Origin of the sequence: Vibrio sp. 10N.247.310.17 (assembly GCF_041466605.1) — a bacterium.
Classification (GTDB): domain Bacteria; phylum Pseudomonadota; class Gammaproteobacteria; order Enterobacterales; family Vibrionaceae; genus Vibrio; species Vibrio tasmaniensis_A.
In genome coordinates this window covers 1-25091 of the sequence record NZ_JBFSTC010000032.1, presented here as the reverse complement: position 1 = coordinate 25091, position 25091 = coordinate 1, and the positions used below count along the sequence as shown (strand labels likewise).

At 43.4% G+C, this 25091-nt stretch carries 22 protein-coding genes and 1 pseudogene; 10 read left to right on the top strand and 13 right to left on the bottom strand.

The annotated features are described in order from the left end of the window. Nucleotides 1-96: 96 nt before the first annotated feature. Together AB6D80_RS11210 and mrdA are read left to right on the top strand one after the other, a co-directional pair. Nucleotides 97-1770 carry a P-loop domain-containing protein gene (locus tag AB6D80_RS11210; protein ID WP_371707555.1) on the top strand — a complete coding sequence of 558 codons (1674 nt, stop codon included), beginning with the start codon at nt 97-99 and terminating at the stop codon, nt 1768-1770. Nucleotides 1771-2013: 243 nt separating this feature from the next. Further along, nucleotides 2014-3912, top strand: a complete 1899-nt coding sequence (gene mrdA, locus AB6D80_RS11205; protein WP_371701810.1) for a penicillin-binding protein 2 — start codon at nt 2014-2016, stop codon at nt 3910-3912. Between the two features lie 183 nt (nt 3913-4095). On the opposite strand, the gene AB6D80_RS11200 is transcribed toward mrdA, so the two are convergent. Continuing rightward, nucleotides 4096-4716: a DNA-J related domain-containing protein gene (locus tag AB6D80_RS11200; protein ID WP_017100543.1), complete on the bottom strand. Its 621-nt coding sequence runs from the start codon at nt 4714-4716 to the stop codon at nt 4096-4098. 305 nt (nt 4717-5021) lie between these two features. After that, the gene (locus AB6D80_RS11195) at nt 5022-5861 is read right to left on the bottom strand and encodes an isopenicillin N synthase family oxygenase (protein WP_009845327.1); all 840 of its coding nucleotides are present in this window, start codon (nt 5859-5861) and stop codon (nt 5022-5024) included. Nucleotides 5862-6061: 200 nt separating this feature from the next. Between AB6D80_RS11195 and AB6D80_RS11190 the strand changes: the two genes are divergently transcribed. Then, entirely contained in the window at nt 6062-6670 is a 609-nt protein-coding gene (locus tag AB6D80_RS11190; protein ID WP_122047331.1) for a DUF2238 domain-containing protein, read from the top strand. Between the two features lie 79 nt (nt 6671-6749). Here the strand turns inward: AB6D80_RS11190 and AB6D80_RS11185 are convergent, their stop codons facing one another. From AB6D80_RS11185 to AB6D80_RS11165, 5 genes are all read right to left on the bottom strand, one after another. Beyond that, nucleotides 6750-7001: a hypothetical protein gene (locus AB6D80_RS11185; RefSeq protein ID WP_009845325.1), complete on the bottom strand. Its 252-nt coding sequence runs from the start codon at nt 6999-7001 to the stop codon at nt 6750-6752. Nucleotides 7002-7022: 21 nt separating this feature from the next. After that, the gene (locus tag AB6D80_RS11180; protein WP_372188526.1) at nt 7023-7931 is read right to left on the bottom strand and encodes a DMT family transporter; all 909 of its coding nucleotides are present in this window, start codon (nt 7929-7931) and stop codon (nt 7023-7025) included. A gap of 30 nt (nt 7932-7961) precedes the next feature. After that, nucleotides 7962-9653, bottom strand: coding sequence for an SgrR family transcriptional regulator (locus AB6D80_RS11175; protein WP_012600656.1), 1692 nt, complete (start codon nt 9651-9653; stop codon nt 7962-7964). Nucleotides 9654-9807: 154 nt separating this feature from the next. Then, nucleotides 9808-10041, bottom strand: a complete 234-nt coding sequence (locus AB6D80_RS11170) for a DUF3389 domain-containing protein (RefSeq protein WP_009845322.1) — start codon at nt 10039-10041, stop codon at nt 9808-9810. Nucleotides 10042-10114: 73 nt separating this feature from the next. Then, nucleotides 10115-10540, bottom strand: a complete 426-nt coding sequence (locus AB6D80_RS11165; protein ID WP_009845321.1) for a hotdog fold thioesterase — start codon at nt 10538-10540, stop codon at nt 10115-10117. A gap of 184 nt (nt 10541-10724) precedes the next feature. On the opposite strand from AB6D80_RS11165, the gene AB6D80_RS11160 reads away from it, so the two are divergent. Then, complete coding sequence (locus AB6D80_RS11160) at nt 10725-11513, top strand: M48 family metallopeptidase (protein ID WP_012600658.1); 789 nt, start codon at nt 10725-10727, stop codon at nt 11511-11513. Nucleotides 11514-11596: 83 nt separating this feature from the next. Here AB6D80_RS11160 and AB6D80_RS11155 read toward each other — a convergent pair whose 3' ends face one another. Further along, entirely contained in the window at nt 11597-12679 is a 1083-nt protein-coding gene (locus tag AB6D80_RS11155; protein ID WP_372188524.1) for a site-2 protease family protein, read from the bottom strand. 357 nt (nt 12680-13036) lie between these two features. Between AB6D80_RS11155 and AB6D80_RS11150 the strand changes: the two genes are divergently transcribed. The 3 genes from AB6D80_RS11150 (at nt 13037) to AB6D80_RS11140 (ending at nt 17525) form a co-directional block, all read left to right on the top strand. After that, entirely contained in the window at nt 13037-14296 is a 1260-nt protein-coding gene (locus AB6D80_RS11150; protein WP_012600660.1) for an outer membrane protein transport protein, read from the top strand. Nucleotides 14297-14309: 13 nt separating this feature from the next. Continuing rightward, nucleotides 14310-16748 carry a VolA/Pla-1 family phospholipase gene (locus tag AB6D80_RS11145; protein ID WP_372188522.1) on the top strand — a complete coding sequence of 813 codons (2439 nt, stop codon included), beginning with the start codon at nt 14310-14312 and terminating at the stop codon, nt 16746-16748. Between the two features lie 219 nt (nt 16749-16967). Beyond that, on the top strand, nt 16968-17525 hold the full coding sequence (locus AB6D80_RS11140; protein WP_372188521.1) for a PhnA domain-containing protein: 558 nt from the start codon (nt 16968-16970) through the stop codon (nt 17523-17525). A 71-nt stretch (nt 17526-17596) separates the two neighbouring features. Here AB6D80_RS11140 and AB6D80_RS11135 read toward each other — a convergent pair whose 3' ends face one another. Next, the gene (locus AB6D80_RS11135) at nt 17597-18511 is read right to left on the bottom strand and encodes a LysR family transcriptional regulator (protein WP_032555132.1); all 915 of its coding nucleotides are present in this window, start codon (nt 18509-18511) and stop codon (nt 17597-17599) included. 238 nt (nt 18512-18749) lie between these two features. Here AB6D80_RS11135 and AB6D80_RS11130 point away from each other — a divergent pair, with 238 nt between their 5' ends. From AB6D80_RS11130 to AB6D80_RS11120, 3 genes are read left to right on the top strand one after another with little or no spacing between them, the layout of a single operon-like run. Then, nucleotides 18750-18962, top strand: coding sequence for a DUF1656 domain-containing protein (locus tag AB6D80_RS11130; RefSeq protein WP_004730923.1), 213 nt, complete (start codon nt 18750-18752; stop codon nt 18960-18962). A gap of 10 nt (nt 18963-18972) precedes the next feature. Then, nucleotides 18973-19833 (top strand): HlyD family secretion protein, encoded by an 861-nt coding sequence (locus tag AB6D80_RS11125; protein ID WP_372188519.1) that lies wholly within the window; start codon nt 18973-18975, stop codon nt 19831-19833. A 13-nt stretch (nt 19834-19846) separates the two neighbouring features. Beyond that, nucleotides 19847-21202 (top strand): FUSC family protein, encoded by a 1356-nt coding sequence (locus AB6D80_RS11120; RefSeq protein ID WP_017102150.1) that lies wholly within the window; start codon nt 19847-19849, stop codon nt 21200-21202. 90 nt (nt 21203-21292) lie between these two features. On the opposite strand, the gene AB6D80_RS11115 is transcribed toward AB6D80_RS11120, so the two are convergent. The 4 genes and pseudogenes from AB6D80_RS11115 to AB6D80_RS11100 form a co-directional block, all read right to left on the bottom strand. Continuing rightward, entirely contained in the window at nt 21293-22579 is a 1287-nt protein-coding gene (locus AB6D80_RS11115; protein ID WP_372188518.1) for a DEAD/DEAH box helicase, read from the bottom strand. Nucleotides 22580-22721: 142 nt separating this feature from the next. Next, a complete protein-coding gene (locus AB6D80_RS11110) occupies nt 22722-23462 on the bottom strand; it encodes a DUF1223 domain-containing protein (RefSeq protein ID WP_372188516.1) in 741 nt (246 codons plus the stop codon). A 229-nt stretch (nt 23463-23691) separates the two neighbouring features. Next, nucleotides 23692-23880: a hypothetical protein gene (locus tag AB6D80_RS11105; protein ID WP_017079198.1), complete on the bottom strand. Its 189-nt coding sequence runs from the start codon at nt 23878-23880 to the stop codon at nt 23692-23694. Nucleotides 23881-24193: 313 nt separating this feature from the next. After that, a pseudogene (locus tag AB6D80_RS11100) lies at nt 24194-25036 on the bottom strand (TerC/Alx family metal homeostasis membrane protein); the annotation flags it as partial. Nucleotides 25037-25091 lie beyond the last annotated feature (55 nt).

Genomic DNA, 25091 nt, shown 5'->3' with positions numbered 1-25091 from the left:
TGGATTTAGGCCTACTTTCTCTTTACTCTATAGGTGGTGATTTTTATAATCGCCGCCTTTCTGTTTTATCTTCCCTTTATATAGGCATTCCTCGTTATGGATCAGTTGACTGCAAAGCTTAAAAAGCTCGAAAAACAAAACTTCCGCGCATATCAACAAATTAAAGGTCAATACGACTTTGCTGATTTCGAATTACACATCGACCACGTTCAAGGTGACCCGTATGCATCATCTTCACGTTTTCGCGCAACACGCGCTTGGTCGTTAACAGGGTTAGATTGGCTTAAAGAAAAATCTTACGAATACCAAGTAGCAGCACGTGACTTCATTGCACGTAGCTTCTCTGAATTTGCTAAGCAAGAAGTGACCGTGTCTATCGCACTAACCGGCCAAACTGTTTTGGATAACACATCTGTGGTTTTCACCGAGCACGGTATCGAAATTCGTTTTCGTATCAACCTACCCGCTGATGGTCGTAGTATTCTTGCAAAGAAAGCAATCAACATCATTACATTCTATTTGCCTAAGTTTATTCGTCGCGCAACGCTTGAACGCGAACTCAATATTGAAGCGATGATTAAGCATTGTGAAGCTGTTGAAGACCAAGACGCATTGCGTGCTCAATTGGAAGAAAACAACCTAGCGGCATTCGTAGCAAATGGCAGCGTATTACCTCGTATTGCAGGTAACTGCGACCTGCCAATGAAAGGCGCGGTTCCTTTCCTAGCACCAGAGTCTTTAAGTGTGACGCTAAACGCGCCAAACCAAGGTGATGTGACTGGCCTAGGCATTCCTAAAGGCATCACGCTGATCGTTGGTGGTGGTTTCCATGGTAAATCTACACTATTGAACGCCGTTGAACGTTCTATCTACAACCATATTCCTGGTGATGGTCGTGAAGGTATCGTGACGGCGACTGATACGATGAAGATCCGCGCTGAAGATGGCCGCTGTGTTCACAACTTGAACCTATCAAATTACATCAACCATTTGCCGATGCAAAAAGACACATCTGATTTCAGTACACAAGATGCGTCTGGCTCTACATCGCAAGCGGCTTGGTTACAAGAATCAATTGAAGCAGGCGTTCAAACGCTACTTATTGATGAAGATACGTCAGCGACTAACTTCATGATTCGTGACGAACGTATGCAAGCGCTAGTATCAAAAGGTGCTGAGCCAATCACTCCACTTGTTGACCGTATTGGCCAACTACGTGAAGAGATGGATATCTCTACCATTGTTGTAATGGGTGGTTCTGGCGATTACCTAGACGTGGCTGACACTGTGATTCAAATGCACGACTACCAAGCAGTAGACGTAACTGATAAAGCACAAGAAGTCATCGCTCAACACCCTACTCAGAGAACTAACGAATGTGAGACCGCATTAGAAACGTTTGTTCCTCGTTCGTTAAACCGTGCAGCATTGATGAATATTCTTACTGACGGCAAATTCCGAGTTAACGCGAAAGGCAAAGAGTCACTGCGTTTTGGCAAGGAATTCGCGGACCTTTCTGCATTAGAGCAGTTAGAATCAACGTCAGAAGTGAACGCGATTGGTTGGGCATGGTTCCAGTTTGCACAAACTCCAGGTTGGTCAAACAACCCTGCTAAAGAGTTTAGCGCTATCTTAAGCGATGAGTGGCACGTGAACATGCCAAACTACGGTGACTTAGCGAAACCAAGAGTATTGGATGTAATGGCCGCACTAAACCGTATGCGTAAATCTCAGTTCAAACCTTCGAACTCGAACTCCAACTCGAACTAATATGTCGCGTTAAGTTAACCTTATCTCGTATTACGGCTCTCATTTATGAGAGCCGTTTTTTTGCGTTCAATTCCTATATTTCTATCTGATTCGGCCACTCTTTACGTGACTACATTGTTGGTCAGCGCTTTAATCATAGAAATCCCAAAAATCATGACACAGCTTTGACAAAACTATGGCGATATTCAGATAAAGTTCCGACTCGATAGGTGTAACTAAATGTAACAGACTCTTGAGGCTTCAATGAATCATAAACGCGTTAAGATGCGTGACCATAAAATCGAAGTAAACCTATTCAAAAACCGTGTAATCGTGGCGTTTTGTGGGATCTTACTGCTCACTCTCGTCTTAGTCGCCAACCTGTACCGACTTCAAGTCGACAATTTTGAAAGCTATCAAACTCGTGCGGATGGCAACAGAATCAAAGTATTGCCTATCGCGCCTACTCGCGGGCTAATTTACGATCGTAATGGTGTGTTGCTTGCCGAGAACAAGCTTGTGTTTAATCTAACGATGATTCCCGAGCAAACAGATGATGTCGATACCATGCTCGCCAAGCTCGACAAATACATCCCGCGTGATGTTGAGCAGATCGCTCGATTCAAAAAACGTTATCACAACACGCGCCGTTTCAAATCTGTCACTATATTAGAGAACCTAAGTGAAGAAGAGATTGCTAAGTTCTCGGTGCACCAGTACCAATTTCCCGGCTTATCGATTGATACGAACTTAAAGCGCTTTTACCCAAATGGAGAGGTGCTGACGCATGTATTAGGGTATGTAGCACATATCAATGATAGTGACCTAAAGAAGCTAGAAGAAAAAGGCATCGAAGCGAATTATCAAGCGACTACTATTATTGGTAAGCTCGGTGTCGAACGCTATTACGAAGATATCCTACACGGAACCAAAGGCTATCAAGAAGTTGAAGTAAACAGCCGTGGCCGTGTTGTTCGGACTATTGAGTACGTGCCGCCAGTTGCAGGCAAAGACATAGTATTAAATATTGACCTTGAACTGCAAAAATATGTATTTGAGCAACTTGATCACCGAACCGGAAGTGCGGTTATCCTCGATCCAAAAGACAACAGTGTACTGGCGATGGCATCTAGCCCAAGTTATGACCCTAATCTATTTGTCGACGGCATTTCGAGTAAGAACTACCAACGTCTATTGAATGACCCTGCTCACCCGTTGGTGAATCGCACCACACTGGGCGTTTACCCTCCAGCATCCACCATAAAACCATTTATGGCCGTTGCTGGATTACAAGAGCATGTTATATCAGAAAACACCATTCGTGATGATCACGGTTCATGGCAAATTCCCGGTTCCAAACGCAACTCTAAATCATGGCGAGACTGGAAACGCTGGGGTCACGGTCCTGTTGACGTAACTCAAGCGATTGAAGAGTCGGTGGATTCATTCTTCTATCAAACCGCCTTTGATTTAGGTATTGACCGCATCTCAAGTTGGATGAATCGCTTTGGTTTTGGTGAACCTACGGGCATCGATATCTATGAAGAAAGCACCGCCAACATGCCAACTCGAGAATGGAAGATGATGCGTTATCGTACACCTTGGTATCAAGGTGACACCGTCCCTATTGGTATTGGCCAAGGGTATTGGACATCCACGCCAATGCAACTTGCCAAAGCAACCTCGGTACTGGTTAACCATGGGAAGGTAATGTCACCTCATATCTTGAGAGCTACCTTAGATCACGGTGAAGATTTTGATACGCAAAAACTTGTTGAACCTGAGCCGATGCTGTCGATCACTGAAGTACCAGACGAGATATGGGATGTACCTATTAATGCGATGCGACTCGTAAACCACGGCAGTCGAGGTAGCGGCAGACGTGCATTTAAAGGAACTGACTACACTAGTGGCGGTAAATCGGGAACAGCCCAAGTATTTGATCTTGCAAAAGATCAGGTCTATAACTCCAAGAAACTGGCTCGGCATTTACTCGATCACGCGCTTTACACGGCATTCGCACCTTACGAACACCCTGAATATGTCGCGACTGTGGTCATCGAGCACGGTAATGGTGGTTCCAAGGTCGGTGCTCCTTATATCCGTAAAGTACTCGACTATGCATTCGAACATAAGAGTGGCGAAAGCAAAGATCACTCATAGCATAATAAATGAAGTAAGAACGACGCTTAACCTAGTTACAACGCCTAGCCTAGTAACAATACAAGCGTAATGACGACAAAGCCCCACTTGTGTCACTCACAACATGGGGCTTTTCAATTTTATATATAGGGCTTAAATTTCACTCTAAATAGTCAAAAAACAGCGCAGTAAAAGTTACGTCGATTATGAACTTCGTAATACATGCCACGCTTCACAAAGCGTCTGGAATTTTGCCGTATTGCCCTCGTCTCTATCGGGATGCCACCGCAACGCCAGCTGTCGCCAACGCTTTCTAATTTCCTTATGCGTTGCGTCTACAGGGAGATCAAATAACTTCAATGCACGGTTTTTATCTAAATTGAGCGTATCAGCGCCAACAAACTTTCTGTACCGAGTCCAAAACTCGTTCAGCAGCCTTTTGACTTCACCTTCATCCGCTTCATAGTAAGTCCAATTAGTGTAGTAGTCTCGAAGTGGGTCTTGGTGATCAATGCTGTGGTTATTTCCATGATAGCTTCCATTCATCAATTCAATATCCATAGCTTGAACTTGAAGCCAACCATCAGGGTGCAACGTTTCTTGGAGCTGATACAGCGCATTCATAATGAGAAAGTTCTTTTTAAATAACTCCTTCTCGGGGGCAGCATCTAATACAGGCATAAACCCAAGGTCGTTTAGATGAGCCGCCAGTGTGTGTACTTTCCATCCGCTTGGTTTTCGCTTAAGCACTTCCATAATGGGCCAAAGCAAAGGGTTCTCCATATGGCTATGAAAGCTTGCTCTCACACCTTGATTATTCGACATAGTTGGCTCATTTGCGTTATTAAGTTGTTAGCTTGTTAGCTTGTTAGCTTGTTAGGCATGATGAATTGCCCTAGGTCAGTGGGCTTACTTCTCTTAATTGAAAGCGATTTTCTACGATTTGTCGAGCTTAATGGAACACCCGATTCAATTGCTTGGCTCAAAAGCCCGTTATCCATCAAAATTACGCAGCTAAGGTGACCAGTAATTGACTATGATTGGTTTAGCTCTTTGGAATAACAAAAAAAGGCCAGCAATTTTGCTGACCTCTGATATCTATACCAATTTTAGGACAAGGAACTAGTTAATTAGATAACACCAAGCTCTCTTAGACGTTCCATTAGGTATTCATTTGCGGTGTACTTCTCAGACAGTACAACTTCCGGTTTTGGGTGAAGGAATAGTGGCAAAGAGATACGAGATTTCTCTTGGCGTTCACCTGATGGATTAATTACACGGTGAGTTGTCGATGGGAAGTAACCACCTGATGCTTCTTGAAGCATGTCACCAATGTTTATGATCATATTACCGAAGTCACATGGAACATCTAACCACTCGTCATTCTGAGCTTTAACTTGAAGGCCCGGCTCATTTGCTGCAGGAAGAACAGTCAGTAAGTTGATGTCTTCGTGAGCGGCTGCGCGGATAGCACCTGGCTCTTCATCGCCTTGCATTGGTGGGTAATGAAGGACGCGAAGCAGTGTTTGTTCGCTGCCATTAATCATTTCAGAAAGCGCGATTGAGAACTTCTCTTGTACTTCTTGAGGCGCATGTGCTTCAACCCAACCTAATAGTTCTTGAGCAAAAGCATTAGCACGTTGGTAGTAATCTAGAATCTGTTCTTTTAACTGTTCAGGAATCTGACCCCAAGGGTATACGTGAAAGTATTCTTTGATGTCTTTTACAGTGTGGCCCTTAGCAACTTCAGAAACTGAAGGTGGAAAATATCCATCTTGTGTTTCAACATTGAAGTGGAAGTTCTCTTTCTCTTCAGAAATGAAGAATTGGTACCAGTTCTCGTAAATTGACTCAACAAGCTCTTTTGGGATGGGGTGATTCTTAAGAACACCAAAACCCGTTTCACGTAGAGATCGAACAAATTGTTCTGCTGCGTCGTCAGCAAGGTAATCGACAGTTTCCAGTTTCATGACTTTTCTTTCTTGTTATGTAGTAATGCAACGATTTTAAGGCTCGCTTTGTTGTAAATCAAACTTTTGTGAAACTCTAACAACCGTTTGTCTAGATACTGGGCGATAACACTACTTTTCAACAAATCTGGTGATTAGATCTCAATTGAACACCGTTCATTATTATGTAACTATACATAAAACTTATAAAGGATCTGATGATGACAATTACGCCACTTGCTCAAAATAGACCTCTACTCTCACTAACTGCTGTCTATCTTGTTATCTTTCTCTTTTCAGCCTTTGCGCCATCTTCAAGAGCCGTTTGGATCGCTGAGATCGTCCCTGCTCTCGGTATTCTTATCGGAATATGGTGGTTATCCACCAAGCTCACCTTTTCTAAGACTGCTTATGCTCTGATGTTTATCTGGCTTATTTTGCACACGATAGGCGCAAAATATACCTTCGCAGAAGTGCCATTTGACTGGTTCAATAACCTTATTGGCTCTGAGCGCAATAACTTTGACCGAGTAGCCCATTTCTCCATTGGTCTTTATGCCTATCCACTCGCAGAGTATTTGATTCGTAAGAAATTGGCTCAGCCGATACTAGCCTGCTTCTTTGCCCTATTTGCAATCATGAGTGTAGCAGCTGGCTACGAGATTATAGAATGGTGGTATGCAGAGATTGCAGGTGGTGATGAAGGTATCGCGTTCCTTGGCTCACAAGGTGATATTTGGGATGCACAGAAAGACATGCTGTGTGATACAACGGGTGCCATTGTCTCGCTATTACTGTTGCAACTTCAAGGACGAGTTAGAGCTCATTAAGCGCTAACCTTTCTTCTGAATATAAAAAACAATGTGAAATGCCACACGCATGATGTGCTGCGGCATTTATTCTTCTCAACTACTTCATAGTTACCTTGCCACCCACAAACTTGTAGGCAGGCGTACCTCGAACCAAAGTATCTCGCGCAAATTCAATTCCGCATTCAGGGCACACACAAGGGTCTTTTGTGAAATCTTCAACGATCCGTTCCTTAAAACACTTTACGAGCGCCCCTTTGCCGCCTTTTCGATACTTGAAAAGTTGTGTCTTACATTTAGCGCAGAATATCTGGACCGTTTTAGTCGGTTGTTTTTTGTTTGGTTTAGCCATAGAAGTTAATGATTGAACCCTTTATTTCTTAAGTTTAGGTGCGACAAGAACCAAGCTTATTCCAAGTAAGATAACAGTCGATGAGATAATAAATTGCATAGTAACAGGTTCAGATAACAACAAAACGCCACCAAGTGTCGCGATAACGGGAACAGAAAGCTGTGCAATGGATGCGACCACTGTATCCAGTTTTTTCACCACGTAATACCACAAACTATAACCCACACCAGAAGCCACTGAGCCCGACAATATTGCGTAAATCAAGCCTTGTTCTGTGATGGATATTTGCGATGCCACATTAGGGATGACAAGTAACAGGCTTACTAACACAAGGATCACTAACGAGCTAAATGCAAAGTTGGCAGTAGTGGATTGCAACGCGTTCGTGGATTTCTTACCCGCAAGTGTATAAATCCCCCAACCTACTCCAGCCAGAGCCATCAATATGACGGAGGTTATATCGGGCGAACTTGTCGAATCCGTCGGCATGAGTAAGTAAACGAGCCCAGAAACTGACAACAAACAACCACACCACTCTAACAATGACATTCTATTGCCAGCTAACAGGTGTGCGGCAATCATCGTAAATTGAACCGCGACAAACAGAACCAAAGCACCGAGACCTGCACCAAGCTCTAAGTAAGCAAACGAGAAACCAAACATATAAACGAGGAGTGACAATATTGATGCGAATTGAAACGGTAATTTGAGCTTTGTCTCTACCGACTTGTCGTTGTTTACTAGCTCCTCTCTAGACTTAGAGTGGGAAGACAAAGTTAATAAAATCAGAAGTGTAAGGGCACCCGATATGATACGAACGATCGAGAAACTCAAAGGATCAATGGTTTGATCCATCAAAGCCCAACGACACAACACTGAATTGGCAGCAAACGCCACCAGCGTTATAAATGTGATCATCACCGTTTGCATCGTGTTGTCCTAATCAAGTTATCTCTGGTCTTAGTCAACGTCCGGTTTTACCCAAACTTGGCTAAAGTCGAACCAACCGAGTGCATTACACTTTGCGTTCTGCAGCGTACCGCATTGATCTTTGTTAACGCCTAACCAACAGTGGAACATTGGAATCAATTGATTGCTTTGCACCAATTGTTTACCTAACTGTCTTGCTGGGAATTGCTCGAATTCGCCCGAGCGCCAACGATCGATCATGTGACACCATTGATCGAAGTCTTCTGCCGGGCTAGATTCATCGAGAAAGCTGTAATCCATCAACCAGCCCGCTAACGCGTCATCTCTATTGTTAGCGATACCCATTGGATTAATCCAAATATCGACATTATCGGCGTGTGGAGGATCGGTTTCGTAACCATAAAGTTCAACGTCGACGTCATATTGCTTCAACACTGTAACAATAGCCTTCGCAAGTGTTGGAAACATTGGGTGTTGGCATTGGTAAGCCAATCTAATGGTTGGTTTCGCATTCGCTGGTGGACAAACCGGCGTGTTCAACTTGATGTCATACCAACCGGGCTTTATCCCATAAGCGTGTAACACTCCCAAATCGATAACAGTTTCTTTCGGAATGTGTACAAACAGATCGGCCGCATTCAAAGTATTAGATAAAAATTGCGCCCATGCAGGATCTTGTGCGATGCCCTTTTTCCGATTCAACAGTAGATAGGTACAGCCGGGATCAAGTTCGACTTCGTCGCTATCGCCGCGATCCGCCATTACAGGCTTAGAAAGACTTGGGTAAACCATTGAAGAGTAAGCCTCATCAACAACCCAAACCTCAACACGATCAATCAATGGCCTAAAACCAAAATATCCGTTAAAAGCCGTTAGCACGAGTTGCTTCTCATCGTTCTTTTCAATGCGATAAGGGCCAGTACCAATCGGTCGAATATCGTAGTCTTCACCACGTAAAATCATCGGTAAGGTGACTTTGGCAACAGATTCAGTCAGAGCGAGTGGGAAGTGTTTATCTGGTCGCGTTAAAAAGACATCAACCACACAGTTTGCCGGAGAAGAGACGTCTTTTATATGTGAGAACATATTGAGAGGTTCGAGTGCTAGCAGCGTATCCACAACATGATTAGTTAACAAAGGCTCTCCGTTATGAAAACGGACTCCGGGTCTCAAGAAGAATCGCCATTGATAATCGCTGATTTTTTGCCATGAATGAGCAAGATCGGGCTGTAATTGATCGTTCTCATCCAAACGTGTTAACCCACTGAATACCTGACAGGTAATATGCTGCTCAGATCGTCGCATCGACTTTGTCGGGTTAAGCATAGAAAGCGGTCGGTAATAAGGCAAACGAATAACCTGCTCACCTTCCTGGTATTGCACACCCAAGTAATTTTGAATAACTTGAGTCAGCTTGGCTGCATTGTGATCAAGCACTGACAGCGCTTGTCCAATTTTACCTTCTTGTAAGTAGCGTCTTGCTAAGTTTTCACTGACATCGCAACGATTCTGCTTAAAAATAAGTTGAGATAACTTGCCTCGCCCAGCCGCAGGTAACCACTCAACCCATCCTTCTTCTTCAAGCTTATTGAGTACCATCCGGGCATTACGACGGGTACAACAAAGCACATCCGTGATGTCGTCGAGCTGAACATCAGAATCTTTACCATCGAAGTATTCAAACAGGGTTTCAAATTGCACGCGAAGTCTTGGGCTGCTCATAAAGAGGAAAACTTATTCAAAGGACATTGAATTCAGTTTCCCTATTTTAAGACTTAAAATCAATCTTACTGATGTGATTTTCTTGCGATTTATTAGGTATGGTGTCCTAAGATTTGATTCAAATAGAAGGTCTAAGTACTTTTGCAGTATACGATTACATCACATCGCAGCCGATTTCATTGGCAATATCTCGAAGCTGCTGTTCGTTGTCTAATTTAATCGACCACTTGCATTCAGAACCATTGGCTGAAATGACATTTGCCCCTTTTCCTATCAGTTGGATTGCATCAACTTGAGCTTGTAGCGTTACTCTGTGCTCACCATCCAAACGAACGACAAGCTCATGTGCGGTTGCGATGATTTTCCCACTTTTAAACGTTATGACCATGGATTTCTCAGGCTATTTTTAAATACAGCTTACTTCTTATAAATACAAACACAGCTAACTAATGCTTAGCCTATTATCGCTTATGTTTCTTCACGGCAATAGTTAAACGACTTGTACAGACTAAGCGTTGACGCTCATCAGTGATGTTTATCTGCCATACTTGGGTAGACACACCTAAGTGAATAGGCTCAGCAGTACCGACAACATGGCCATCGCGCATTGATCTAACGTGGTTTGCGTTGATATCTAGCCCAACGCAATAGTAGCCTTCTGGAACGCAAAAATTAGCAGCCAATGAGCCAAGCGTTTCTGCTAACACAACCGATGCGCCGCCATGGAGCATACCTAAAGGTTGGTGGGTAAAATGACAAACCGGCATGGTTGCCACCAAAGAGTTGTCGTTGACCTCGGTGTATACAATATTGAGGTGTTCAATTAAGGTATTTTTTGAGGTCGCGTTGAAGATCTCTAGGTCAACGGGCTTTTTCCAAATACTCATGTAGGTTCCTTAATTATTGGCTTTGTTATCGCGTGTGCAGTTTTATCATCGTTAATTGGTTGATAAAACCGATAACGTTAGCATTACTGCTGGGATTATTACCGAAATAGTTATCTTACTGCTACTAGCTATTACACAAGTTGATGTTAACATGCATAAAAACCGAATACACAGAGGATATTGTATGACGTCATGGATGAAGTTTGCCTCGCTTCTTACACTCGCTGGGCTAAGTGCATGCAGCGCTTCCCCAACAGGCAGAAACCAATTACTGCTTTTTTCAGATAAAGATATGTCTCAGCTTGGAGCACAGTCTTTTGAACAAATGAAGAAAGAACAACCCATCAGCAAAGATGCAAAAACGAACGCTTATGTACAGTGCGTTGCAAACAGCATCACGCAATACATTCCTAAACAAGGTTTTAGTGAATGGGAAGTTGTTGTCTTTGACAGTGACCAAGTAAACGCATTCGCCCTACCAGGCGGAAAAATTGGCGTATATACCGGGTTGCTTAAGGTAGCGGTTAATCAAGACCAACTCGCGACAGTTATCGGGCACGAAGTGGCGCACGTTTTAGCAGACCACAGTAACGAGCGCCTATCTCAGTCTCAAATCGCTAACACTGGTTTATCGGTTACTAGCATCGCATTAGGCGCATCAGAATACAGCCAATATCAAGGTATGACGATGGCTGCTTTAGGTTTAGGCGTTCAGTACGGCGTTATTCTACCGTATGGACGAACTCAAGAGTCTGAAGCCGATGTTGTTGGCCTAGAGTATATGGCTAGAGCTGGATTTGATCCTAACCAAAGTGTCGACCTGTGGCAAAACATGGCGAAGGCATCGGGTGGTAATCAGCCCCCAGAACTGCTTTCTACACACCCTTCGCACAGTACGCGTATCAAAGATCTGCAAGCGACGATCAAAACGCTTCCCCAATCGGGTTCTCCAAGACCAAATTGCAAAGCGTAATTTTACATTTGTCTAGACGCTAAACTTCGAATACAAAAATGCCCTATCCATATTGGCTAGGGCATTTTTTGTTTTGATTCTTGTTAAGTACCAAGAATTTGCAATGGTAGGCTTAATAGCTGATCACCAGTAGATGCAAAATACCAGATAACACCAATCAAACTACTCACTAAACCCACATACCAAACAAACGACACGACTTGACCGTATTTGTCTAATGGCAACAAGTGACTATGGTGACGCCCTTTCCATTCGAAAAGTATTTCCACACTACCCATAATCAATAAGAAACCAAACAAGGTCAGATTCAACTGATAACTCAGTACCACACCAGCAACAGCGGCTGAGATACACAATACAATACCAAGCACGCTGTTCATTGAGAAACTGATACTTTTCAGTACATGTCCGCCATCGAGAGGCAAAATTGGCAATAGATTAAACAAGTTCAATAGCGCGTTGAATACTGCAAGCCCAGCAAAGAACATCTCGCCAGTGATCCAGTACAACACGGTAAACACCAAAGACAATATCAATCCGAACAATGGCCCCATGATTGAGATAACTACATCTTGCCAGCGCGTATTGATCTTCTCATCGGATAACGCTAAACCACCAAGGAACGGTATCAAATAGATGCCTTTGGTCTTCATGCCAAAGTATTTCATCGCTCTAATATGGCCGTATTCATGGAACATAAGGCAAGCGATTAGAGCTAAAGCAAATTGAATTGAAAACAGCCATGAATACGCAGCCAAGCTCGCTGAGGCAAGTACGACTTTGATTAGCTTGGCACTTTTTAATGCTTTCATACCAAGCGACACTAATCCAATTAAGCTAAAACGCTTCTCAGGTTTAGGTGCTACAACGGGAGTTTGTTGCTCGATGTCTTTAGTGTCTCGGTTACCTTCGGCAATCGTTTGACCATTGACGGAGGCTTTGTAGCACATCTCAAATGGCTGCCATTGAACTGACGCTTCGACGTGACACTGCAACGTATCCTCGCCAGATTGCAACTTGAATGAGTGAGTTCGAGCATTATCTTGCTCTGAGGTCGCATCCAGTTGAGACACAAGTGTATTATCCCAGAACAGCTGTTGCCAACCAGCCATTGAACCTTCTAAACGAAGCGGTTTTCCAAGAAACTCTATCGCGAGTAATTCCAAACTTAAATTCCAATTTAATGCCATCGTAAATGAAACCGTATTATGCCGATTTAGCGATTAACGGTAAACACAAACGAAGTTGTTACATATTTAAGCAATTGAACACTATTTATTCCGATAATGCGCATAAACATTCTGGTCACACCTCCAACCACGAATAAACCATTGATTGTATGCATATTATAAATGTTAAAGTCCCGCCCCGTAAAATTATAACTTCACAAAATGATAACTCATTCTTTGACTTTACATGAAACATAAATTTAACATGTCATTTACATTGGAGCATCACAAATAAGAATGCTCAGTGTGTTTTCAACAATAAGAATGAGATTTGATGCCCTAGGAGGGTCAAGGATGAAAACAATACAACGCTCTCTCGTTTCGCTTTCTGTGCTATTTGCATGTAATTCACTTGCGGCTGGTTTCCAAGTTGCTGAGCATTCAGCCTCAGGCCTTGGACGCGCATTTTCAGGTGAAGGTGCAGTTGCCGACAACGCGAGTGTACTTGCGAGAAACCCCGCTGCAATGACCCTATTTGATACAGCCCAATTTTCAGGCGCGGTTTCTGTCGTTGATCCAGAAGTAGACATTACTCAAAACAATGTTCCAGGTTCTGGCGGGCAAAGTCAGACATCTAAAGACGTCGCTCCCCTTCAGATTGTACCTGGTGCTTACTACATTAGCCCAATCAATGAGCAATGGGCTTGGGGCATTGGTATGTTTTCCAACTACGGTGTTGCTACCGATTACCCAGATGATATCTACGCGGGTGATCTAGCTGGTGATACATCACTAATGTCTGTCAATTTAAACCCAAACGTAGCGTATAGAATCGACGACCAATTCAGCATTGGTGCTGGCGTAAACCTTGTTTATGCAGAAGCTGAACTCAACCGACACCAAGGTGCTATTTCAAATGTTACTGGTGATCCTTCGTCGACGAAGTTAATCAGTATGACTGGCGAAACATTCGCATTTGGTTGGAATGTGGGTGGCTTATATGAATTGAATGAAAACAATCGATTTTCTATCGCTTATCGTTCGGAAGTTGACCTTGATTTTGACGATGGTGATTTCAAAGATTACACCGGTGGAATCGTACAAGGTAGCGCAACTGCAACGACTGGCCGCTTAAAAATTACCTTACCTTCAATTATTGAAATATCGGCTTTCCACCAACTGACCGATCAGTGGGCTATCCACTACGGTTGGCAACAAACGGGTTGGAGCAGTTTTAAAGAACTTAAAGCCACCAGTCCAGATTGTAAAGATGGTGTGTGTTTTAAAAAGACAGAACACTACGAGGATAACAACCGCTACTCGTTGGGTGCGACTTATCAGTTGAATCAAGAGTGGACACTAAGGGCGGGTCTTGCCTATGACGAGCAAGCTGGTCAAGCAACGTTAAGTATCCCAGATAGCGATCGTTACTGGTACAGCACTGGCTTGACTTACCAATACAGCCCAGATCTTTCTATTGATGCTGGTTTTGCACTTGTACAAAGTAAAGATGGTGATTTCACGGAAACTAACGAACTGGGTCAAAAGCTTGAGTTTTCAGGTGATGCAGTAGCTTACCTATCTGCAATTCAATTGAACTACACCTTTAACTAAACGGAATTCAAACATGAAAAAGTTATTTAGTGTTTCGCTGCTTGCTTCGGCGATGTTTCTTGCTGGTTGTGGTGATGACTCTTCGAGTTCAGGTGCCTCAACTGCCGTTAAATATGAGCAGTACATTCAAGATTCACTGGCTCGCACAACGAGTATTAAGTTTCATCTAAGTGGTGCGAACAAAGCGGTTCCACTGCCAAGCTTTGCTCTGATGGACACGACGGATGGCACTCTCGGGTTACCAACGGGTGGTAAAGATTCGTTAACGAATCCAATTGCGGCAATGAACACAATGGATGGCTGGTCTACTTCGATGCCAATCGTTATGAATTTCGAAGGTACCGGTCTTGCCGACGGTGTCGCGACCGGCGGCGTTTACATTCTAAAACTTAGCAGTTCACTCACATCCACAACACCACCAACGGTTACAGGCGTGTTGACTCTAGGTACGCACTTTAATGTGTTATCTAGCGCTGCAACGGATGCCTTTACTATTGTATTTAAAGATTCACTCGATGCTTCAAGCGAATACGTGTTGGCACTGTCGAATGAACTGAACGATGTTAATGGCGACCCGGTAGGTATGTCGTCAAGCTATGCGGCTCTGAAATCAAGTTCAGTAACGTATACTGACGGCAGCTTAGCTCAGGCACAAAAAGTAACTCAGGGTGTAGAGCAAATCTTTGCAGGGGCAAATGCCGCTGGCAAAGTTAGCCTTGATAGCAAAGACATCATCTACTCGACGTGGTTTACCACCGAATCGGTTGGCGGTTCCCTTTTCGCAACAAAAGCAGCAACAGCGACTGGGTTGGCTTCTGCGAACCTAAACGGTGTATGGAAAGGCAGTGCAAACCCTAATTCGGTTGACCTAAAAGCCGCGTACACTATGTCGTTTCTTCCTGCAGTCACATTCAAAACAGCATTAGCAAATGACACTGATTTTGATAAATACATTGGTGGCGGCGACTCGACTAAGATTGCTAAAGCCAAATTTGCTATTGGGGCGATGTACGATGCATCAAGTGCAGATGTCAATGTAAGTCAAGGGTCGGTTAAGTTACCTCACTACTTAGAAACAAGCAGCAGCAAATGGAATACTCAGCCGTTTGAATCCGCTATGCCTAGCCTAGCTAAGGTTTCAAATGCTCTAAGTAATAGTGCAGAAAAGGCGAACATGGCCGCTCAGCTTATTGCTGCTGGTATTGATGCAAGTATATTAGCGACAAGTCAAACAGAGCAGCTTAAACTCATTGGTTTAAATTTGACTCTTAAAGATGGTTCAGCACTTGATAGCGAGCGAGTCATCACCAAATACTCACCTGTTCCTCAAGTTAAATCATTAGAAGACGTCGAACTCTTACTGTTTACGCCAAATGGTTCTGATCCTACTAATGTTGTGATCTACCAACACGGTATCACCTCAGCGAAAGAAAACGCTTATGCTTTCGCTTACAACCTTGCAAAAGCAGGTGTAGCTGTATTGGCGATTGACTTACCGCTCCACGGTACACGTAGTTTAGATGATACTCGTTCGGCAAACGCTGACGTGTTAGCTTATCTGAACTTGGCGAACTTACCCGTCGCTCGCGATAACGTGCGTCAAAGTGCGCTTGATGTTATGGGCTTACGCGCATCTTTAGCCGTTTCATTAAAAGCTGGGGCACTCACAACGTCTCCATTGAAGGCATTTAATCTAACTACTGGCTCACAAGTGAAGTTCTTAGGCCACTCGCTAGGTGGTATTGTTGGAACAACAGCAGTTGCAGCCTCAAACCGTACTCTCGGTAGTGTCGCAGCTAATTCGCTTTACTCATTCAGTTCAGCAGCGATAGAAAACTCAGGCGGTCAGATATCTAACCTTCTACTGGGTTCTACAGAGTTTGGCCCTCAAGTTAAGCACAGCGTTGCGTTGAGCGCTTCAACTGAATACGCAGGTTTCGCAACCGCGAACTGTGGAAGCCTCTCTAGCAAACAGTGTTACACAACGTTTGAAGCAAACGCGACCGCTGCACAGAAAGCAACTATGACAGCCGCTTTCCAACAGTTCGCTTACGCTGCACAAACTGTGTTAGATACTGTGGATCCATTTACCAATGCTGCTTATCTAGTTGCTTCTGGCTCACCTGTTCTGCCTATTTATATGGGGCAAGTACAAGGTGATGATACAGTACCAAACACTGTGGCAAACGCTCCGTTCGCAGGAACGACACCGTTAGCAACTAAGCTTGGCCTAAAGTTCGTTGATTCGAGCAATACGAGCCCTGACGGTGCGAAGGACTTTGTTAAGTTCAGTGATGTTGCTGCACACAGTACGTTTGTAATACCGCAAGATACCACTACACCAACACCTTTGGACGCAGGTCATCATGTAAGCATGCAGACACAAGCTGTAGACTTCTTGATCGACAACGCGTTAACTTCAGCATCTATTACTGCTTCTTTCTTGGAATAAGAATAGTTGCAACTAAACAAATGCCAGCCTAACCGCTGGCATTTTTGTTTCTACCACCAACCAAACATCCCTAGTTAACCGTTTGCATAAAACGTTAAAACACAAATGGTTGATCTCGGCTAAAATTAATCAAGACAGAATACCGTACGACCTCTTTCTTTATTGTAAATAAAGTGGATAATAGCCCCGTAATTAATACCTAATAAATGTGAGTCCATTATGTCTTCTGAAGCTACTATGCTAGAACGCTGCCAATCTAAATGTGAACTATGTGGTTCTGATACTTCTCTTACTGCGTACGCAGTACCGCCACACAGCCACGTAACAGTGGATCACGGCATCATGGTATGTGACAAGTGCCTTGGTGAGATTGACGAGCCTAAAGATATCAACCACTGGCGCTGCCTAAGCGACAGCATGTGGAGTCAAGAGGCACCAGTTCAAGTAACAGCATGGCGTCAACTTACTCGTCTTAACACTGAAAGCTGGGCTCAAGACGCACTAGACATGATGTACCTTGAAGAAGAAACATCAGTTTGGGCACAAATCGGCATGTCTGCTGATGATAAGCCTCTTGATGTGAACGGCGTTGAACTTAAGAAAGGTGACGACGTAACAGTAATCAAAGACCTGCCAATCAAAGGGACTAACCAAGTGATTAAGCAAGGTACTGTTATCCGTGGCATCAGCGTTGGTGACGACCCTAAGCTTGTTTCTGGTAAAACAAACGGCGGTCAATCAATGTACGTAATCGCTGAGTTCTGCCGTAAGAAGTAATTCTTCTCTTAGCTGAACAAAATCTCAAAGGCGCTAATGAATAATTAGCGCCTTTTTAATATCTCAAATTTTCACGACTTAAAACTATCAATAAGTTGCTCGCGGTACTCTTTAATAACAGACACCAAAGAGCCTTTGATACCACTGACTTGCTTCGAGTGCGGGCACCACAAAGCGAATCCAAATTTGAATCCTTCCACCATTTGCGCAGAATGAATGGGCTCAATTGAATGTTTTGAAAACTCAGAGTCGGTAAAAAAAGCCTTAGGAAGAAGTGCCCATCCAAAACCCTCTTCAAGCATTTTGATCATTAACGAAAGCTGATCGATCTCTTCATAGTCAGAGCTCACGATAATCTTTTCAGACATACCTTCGTCAATCAGAGACTTCAATACGAACTGTTTAGAGTTCCTAAGTGCGACTAATACTTCGTCTTTATCGATATGTGAGAGTTCTCCCCCTTTTTGTCCGAATGGATAGAACTCAAAATGCCCAAGGAAAGTAGAATCAAAACTATGCATCGCTCGGCTATTGTGAGCATTCACAAGTCCAAAGTGATATTCCCCACTTTGTATTCCTTGTTTAATTTCGTTCTTATTCCTAACCAGAAAGTTCACTCGCATCATTGGGAAATCGTGCTTAAGTCGTTTTCGTATATCTACCAAAACACGTTGTGGAACGAAACTAGAATACGCGATTGTTATTTTCTCTAACCCACCATAAGAGAGGCTCAACGCCACTTTGTCAAAAGTACGAGCTTGCTCAATCGTCTGTTTTGCATAGTGATAAAGGAGGTGCCCGTCCTCCGTTGGTTCAACAGAGCGCCCGACCCTTTCAAAAAGATTCACTGCAAGGTGATCTTCCAAGTTTGTAATCACCTGACCCACGGTCGTTCTGTGCTTGTTAAGCTTTACCGCCGCCTTGCTAAATGACCGCTGTTCATAGACAGTCACAAACGCGAGAAGTTGTTCAATACTAAAGTTCATTTTAATGTACTTACTTTCTTGGTCATGCATACGAGATAGAAAAATGTCTACTGCATCAGAATTAATAATGATAAAAAGACTGAACAAACGTGAATACTGATTTGTACCTTTGCTGCCTATCCTTCCTAGTATATACCTAAACCTGTCTGTATTTGATGGATCTGATCCTCTATATACGATTATTAACATCACCGCATTTCCTTTATCGTTACCTTCTTAAAACGATAGAGACAGACCCATGAACACAATGCCACATGAACTCGTGTGGGGTGAGATCTACTTCCCTCCTTTGCTATTGGTTATCGCGTTAGCTTATGTATTGACGATATTGACTGGCTCAATCGCGACAAAACTTGGGCTACATAAATATGTCGCTTTTCCTGCAATTGCCGAATTAAGCCTAATCGTGATTTTCGTCGGCGTTATCGGTCAATTCATTACCATCTTCTGAGGAATTCACCTTGATTAAACGTTATCTCATCACGCTACTACTGGTCGTTGCCGCAAGCTCTGTGGTTTATAGCTATTACCAATCTTATTCGAGTAATCCCTGGACTCGAGATGGTCAGGTCAGCGCTTACATAGTTTCTATTACCCCTCGAGTCACCGGGCAAGTAACTAAAGTCCATATTGAAGACAACTCACAGGTAGTTAAAGGGGATCTACTGTTTGAGATCGACCCAAGTATTTATCAAGCGGCCTACAATAAAGCACTCGCGACACAGAAACAGGCTCGCGCGCTCTTAGCAAAAGCTAAAAACGAAGAGCAACGCGCGTTGAACTTAGAAAAAAGAACGCCTGGCGCGCTGCCAGTGCTGACCTTGAATAACCTGAACAACGCGGTTGAGACAAATGCAGCTAACGTTGCACTAGCAAAGGCCAATGTTGAAGAGGCACATTTAAATCTCAAATACACCAAGGTTTACGCTCCAACGAATGGCTTCATCACGAACTTAAACCTACGAGAAGGCTCTCAAGTCGTCGCTAATACACCGGTAGTTGCGCTGATCGATGAAGACAGTTTCTGGATCGAAGGCTATTTCAAAGAAACTGATCTTGTGAACGTTGCACCAAACGACAAAGCTATCGTCACGCTCATGACGCACAATGATGTTCAATTAAAAGGCCATATTAAAAGCATTGGCTTTGGCATTGCGACACAAGATGGCAGTACTGGTAAAGACCTTCTTCCCAACGTGAACCCAAATTTTCAATGGATTCGCCTCGCTCAGCGTATACCAATTAAAGTAGTACTCGATAACGTGCCTGAAGACTTGCAACTTCGTGTCGGCATGACAGCTTCAATCAAAATAATCAAATAGTTGGATGGCATTTATGTTCAGTGCATCGACCAAAGAAGCAATTAAGGCTTCTCTCGCGATTGTTATCTCTATCTGCCTTGCGTTGTGGTTTCAGTGGGAAAAACCCTATTGGGCGGCAATTGCGGTTGCTGTCATGGCATTGAACGAGAGTTTTGCCCATTCAATAAACAAAGGCCATAACCGATTAATGGGAACCTTGTTAGGGACGGGTTATGCCTTTTTCTTGATTGCGATGTTTTCGCAAGACCGCTTTCTGTTTTTGATGTTTTTCACTTTATTTCTCGGTACATGCATCTTCATGTCGAGTGATGAAAAGTACGGTTATGTCTTTTCTATAGGCTTTGCTGTCTGTTCCATCATCTCTTGTATGGGGGGATTCGATAACCAAATTACATTCTATTTTGCGGTGCTACGAATACAAGAAACTTTGCTAGGCGTTATCACCTTCTCGATTGTTTATCGTCTAATCTGGCCGGTAAACACTGAACAAAACTTCGAACAACGATTTGAAACAAGCAGAGAAACGCTGATAACAGCAATGAGCGATACCAATAACCTTGATATAGAAGCCTTAGAGTCCAATACCGCTAATATTAAAAAGCTTTATCAACTGTTGGATTTACCGCTCACTGGCAGTTATCACCTAAAGCAAAATATCCAAGCGTGGCGTTTACGTGTCCGTGAAATTGCTCATATTCAAGATCGTCTGCTTGAACTCGCCTCGGATGAACTTACTCAACCTATTGATTGGCCAATTCTCACAGAAAAACTGGAAAAACTAGAGTTAATGGCGCCACACTTGTCATTGATTGATGATGTGCCGTTTGTGAAGAGTGAGAAGAAAAACGTTTCTTGGCACCATGAGCACCGTACCTTTGTTCAACACCTGGATGAAGATGGGAGAAAAGTCTTACAAGGAGTCTCGATGTTCGTCACGTCGCTACTGGTTTGGATATATCTACCTGTGCCGGGCGGTTTTATTTTTCCGATGATTGCAGGCGTATTTTCTTCCATGTTACCGACGATGCCACCAAGTGTTATCAAAGATGCGTTTTTCGGGGTGATAGGCACTGGTACCGTTATTTTACTTCAATACATCTTTATCATGCCGATGATGACTGAGTTGTGGCAATTAGCACTGTTCTATTTCATTAATAGCATGGTGATATGGAAAGTGTTCGCAACGCCTAAACTGATGGTGCACCGAATACTTGGCATTAACCTGCTGGTCGTACTGACGTCTGGCGCGCTTAATCTAACACCGGTTTATCAGATTCAAACACCATTACTGATGCTAACCACACTGCTCGTCATTTTGATGATCGGCAAATTATTTACTGACCTCTTTAGAGTCAAGAGTGTCGTTTAATCTCGTTACGCGGATTTGCTAAACTTAGGGCTAAAAATAAAAAAGGCGCAATTAAGCGCCTTTAGAAATTCTATTTTTACTGACTCAATATCAGTTATTTCTCAACCAAACATCTTGGTTTTTAGGTGCTTTCTTCTTTTTCTTCTTGCCTGTACCAGCCGGTGGCGCAACTGGTTTTAATGCAGCAACAAGTGCAGCGGTTGCTTCTTCATCCACTTCAAAGCCTTCGATTTGCTCACGCTCAAGACGAATTTTGTTCTTCTTCTCGATGATTGTGAAGTGATGGTAGTCTTCGTGATCGATCAAAGATAATGCTAAGCCAACCTCACCTGCACGACCGCTTCGGCCAATACGGTGCATGTAGTCTGATGGACTACGTGGTAAGTCAAAGTTGATCACTACAGGAAGCTTTTCAATATCCAGACCACGAGCTGCGATGTCTGTCGCGATCAGAACGTCAATCTCGCCAGATTTAAAATCTTCTAGGATACGAGTACGTGAACCCTGACCTTTATCACCGTGGAATACTTCAGCAATGATACCGCGCTTGTAAAGCTTATCAGCCAAATGTTCACAGCTGTTCTTCGCATTCACGAAGATAAGAGCTTGGCGCCATTCGTGTTGTTGAATCAGGTGCGCTAACAAAGCTGTCTTACGGCCTTTTTCGACTTCGAATACTCGCTGAACTAGCGTGCTCGCATTGGCACTTTGAAGTTGGACTTCAATTGGGTCGTTCAGTAATTCGTGAGTCAGCGTTTTAACTTGCTCAGGGAAAGTCGCAGAGAACAACAAGGTTTGCTTCTTGCTCGGCAATAGCTTCAAGAGTGCATCAAGTTCTTCTGTAAAGCCAAGGCTCAACATTCGGTCAGCTTCATCAAGCACTAACGTTTTTACTTTATCGAGTTTGATAGCGTTGCTTGAGATCAGATCAAGCAAACGACCCGGTGTTGCCACCAAGATGTCTGTGCCGCCACGTAACGCTTGCATCTGAATGTTCACCGATACACCACCGAATACACAAACCGTTTTGATTGCACCGTTGAAATGTACTGCGTAAGACTTAACGCTATCGGCAACTTGCTTAGCAAGCTCACGTGTAGGAACCAAGATAAGGCCAGAAACATAGTTACCTTTGCCCGAACGGCGGTCTAAAGGTGCATCTTCATGGATCTTTTGTAACAGTGGAAGTGCAAATGCTGCAGTTTTACCTGAACCTGTATTTGCGCCTGCAATTAGGTCGCGTCCTGCTAACACACTTGGAATAACTTGCGCTTGGATAGGCGTTGGCTGTTGGTATTCAAGCTCGGTAAGACGAGCCATCAAAGGAGAGATTAAGCCAAGATCAGAGAAGTTGGTTGGTGTTGTGGTGTTAGTCATTAATTGCAGGAACTCAAAGCTAAAATAATAGCGCGCTATATTAACGTATTTCAGCAGTATTACGTAACTAAATCGCCCCTTTCTCTCGTGTTTTAGCAATGAGCCCCCACTACAACACATCCAGTATCAAGTTATCGCAAGTTTAATTCAGCCATCCTGCTACCGTTTGTTCCGGTGTATACGAGTTAGGTTCGGTTAACCAAACGGCTACTGCATCTGGCGTGGCGACTAAAGGAGAGAAATCGATATTGAATTGCCAATCAGACTCACCAAGTTGATAGCCGTCGTAAACCACGACAAAATCGTGATCAAGTTTCTTACCTCTGTTCTCGCCCCCTTTAACGCTGGTGACTTCGTTCATCGCCAACAAGGCAATATGAGCGACATAATCCCCTTTGCCTTCGTAACTCACGCTGAACGTATCGCCTTTATGGTTCACTGTTAATTTGGGATTAGTTTGTTGTTGGAGCGAAGGCAACGCTCTGTCTAGCCAATTAAAGTAACCACGCCACTCTTTTCCATCGACAACGAAGCCCGGTGTATAGACGCCACTTGTTACCCCATAAGCTTTGTATAAACGCTGCTTCTGACTGAATGCCTTGCTGGCGAACTTGTCTCCCCAGCCTAAGTAGTCCCAGTAGTCTACGTGATAAGCAAGCGGTATGACCTCGGTCCAAAGTTTTGGATGATCTGCAAAAGTACTAAGGTACGTGTCAGCAGGCGGACAACTAGAACAACCTTCAGAGGTAAACAGCTCAATAACCTGAGCAGGCTGGCCTTCGTTACTCCACGTTTGTGCAAACGACGCAGAGGAATAGGCGCCGATTGGCAAGGCAAGTAAACAAAGTTTAATCAATGATGAATTGCGTGTGGCGTGTGACATACCGAGATCCTTGTACAAAGCGAATTTACTGGCGCTCAAATACAGACCGTTATGCCTAGATTTTTCTTTCAGGTGCTGAGTTTATTTCAGATGCTGGGGTTATTCAGATGTGTAGTTTATTTCAGGTAGACAGCTTGTTTTAGATACACAGCTTCTTTCAGATACAAAAACGCCAGCTTCAGAAGCTGGCGTTTTTTAAATTCTATATTTTTACATGTTAACGCAGAGATTAACGGTTGATACCGATATCGCGTTGCATGTGACCAGATAGGTCGCTTGCGTAGTAGCTACGTGGAGAGTTGTCTACGAAAAGAATATCGAAAATGTGTGCAATCAATCCTTTGATGTTAACCGAGTAGGTCTTCTTATCCATAGAGTTAGGAACAGCGATAGTATTCATTTGCATTGCTTGAGCCATGATTGCCTCTCTATAAATTTGTTTATGTGGTTCGTTCTGATGACAAGAATAATAGGTGATCTTTTGCAGGTTAAAAAATGACTAAAATTATAAATTCAGATTAGTTTTTCTAATAAAACAAACCATTAACAACACCTTGAAATACATATTCACGCTTGATGAGTAAAAATTCACAACAGTGCCTAAATCATGCATTTAGTACAAATAACCCTCAAACAACAGTGGCCAATGTCACAGAAATTTTACATAAATAAATTTTCCACTTCATCGACCACGTACCGATTATAAACTTTTCGATAAGTTATATTTGTTTCTAATTCACTTGTTCAATGTCTGGCTTCTTCGCATAAATCGACGCTATAACCGCAATCGTCATGGTAGAAATCAGCACCGCCAACGACCAATACGTCGGGATGGCCCATTCGCTATCAACCAGTAGCATTTTTACACCAATGAAGACCATGATGAATGCCAGTGCAGGCTTCAAATAAATGAACTTATCCATCATGCCTTGCAGTACAAAGTACAAAGAACGGAGACCAAGTAACGCAAATACGTTTGCAGCAAGTACTAAGAAAGGTTCTTGTGTTACCGCAAAGATCGCAGGAATAGAATCCAATGCAAACATCACATCCATAACTGCAATCGCACCGATCACCAACATCATTGGAGTGAATGCCCATTTAGCACCCTGTTTAACCATTAATGCAGGGCCATGGAAATCTTCGGTTACCGGCATCACTTTACGAAGTAGCTTTTCAGGCAGTGTATTCACGCTTTCCTCTTCGCCCTTGTCTAACGCCAGTTTAATACCAGTACCAATCAAGAACGCAGCAAACACGTAAAGCACCCAGTGGTATTCAGCCAACAGCTGTGCGCCTAGTGCGATCATAATTGCACGAAGTACCAATGCACCAATTACGCCCCAAAGAAGCGCACGTGGTCTTAGATGCTCAGGAACTTGGTATTGAGCAAAGATCATCGCGAAAACAAATAGGTTGTCTACACTGAGTGATTTTTCTAGCAAGTAACCCGTAATGAATGACACGGTTGCTTTTTGCGCTGTGTAGTCACTATTTGGTGCATAAATGTCCCAGAATAAGTAAATAGAACCAGCAAACAAAAATGCAAGTACAAACCAAAAAACGCTCCAGATTGCCTAATGCCGATCAGTTAAAGCCAAAGTGATCGGTTGAAGGATCCTTCCGAGC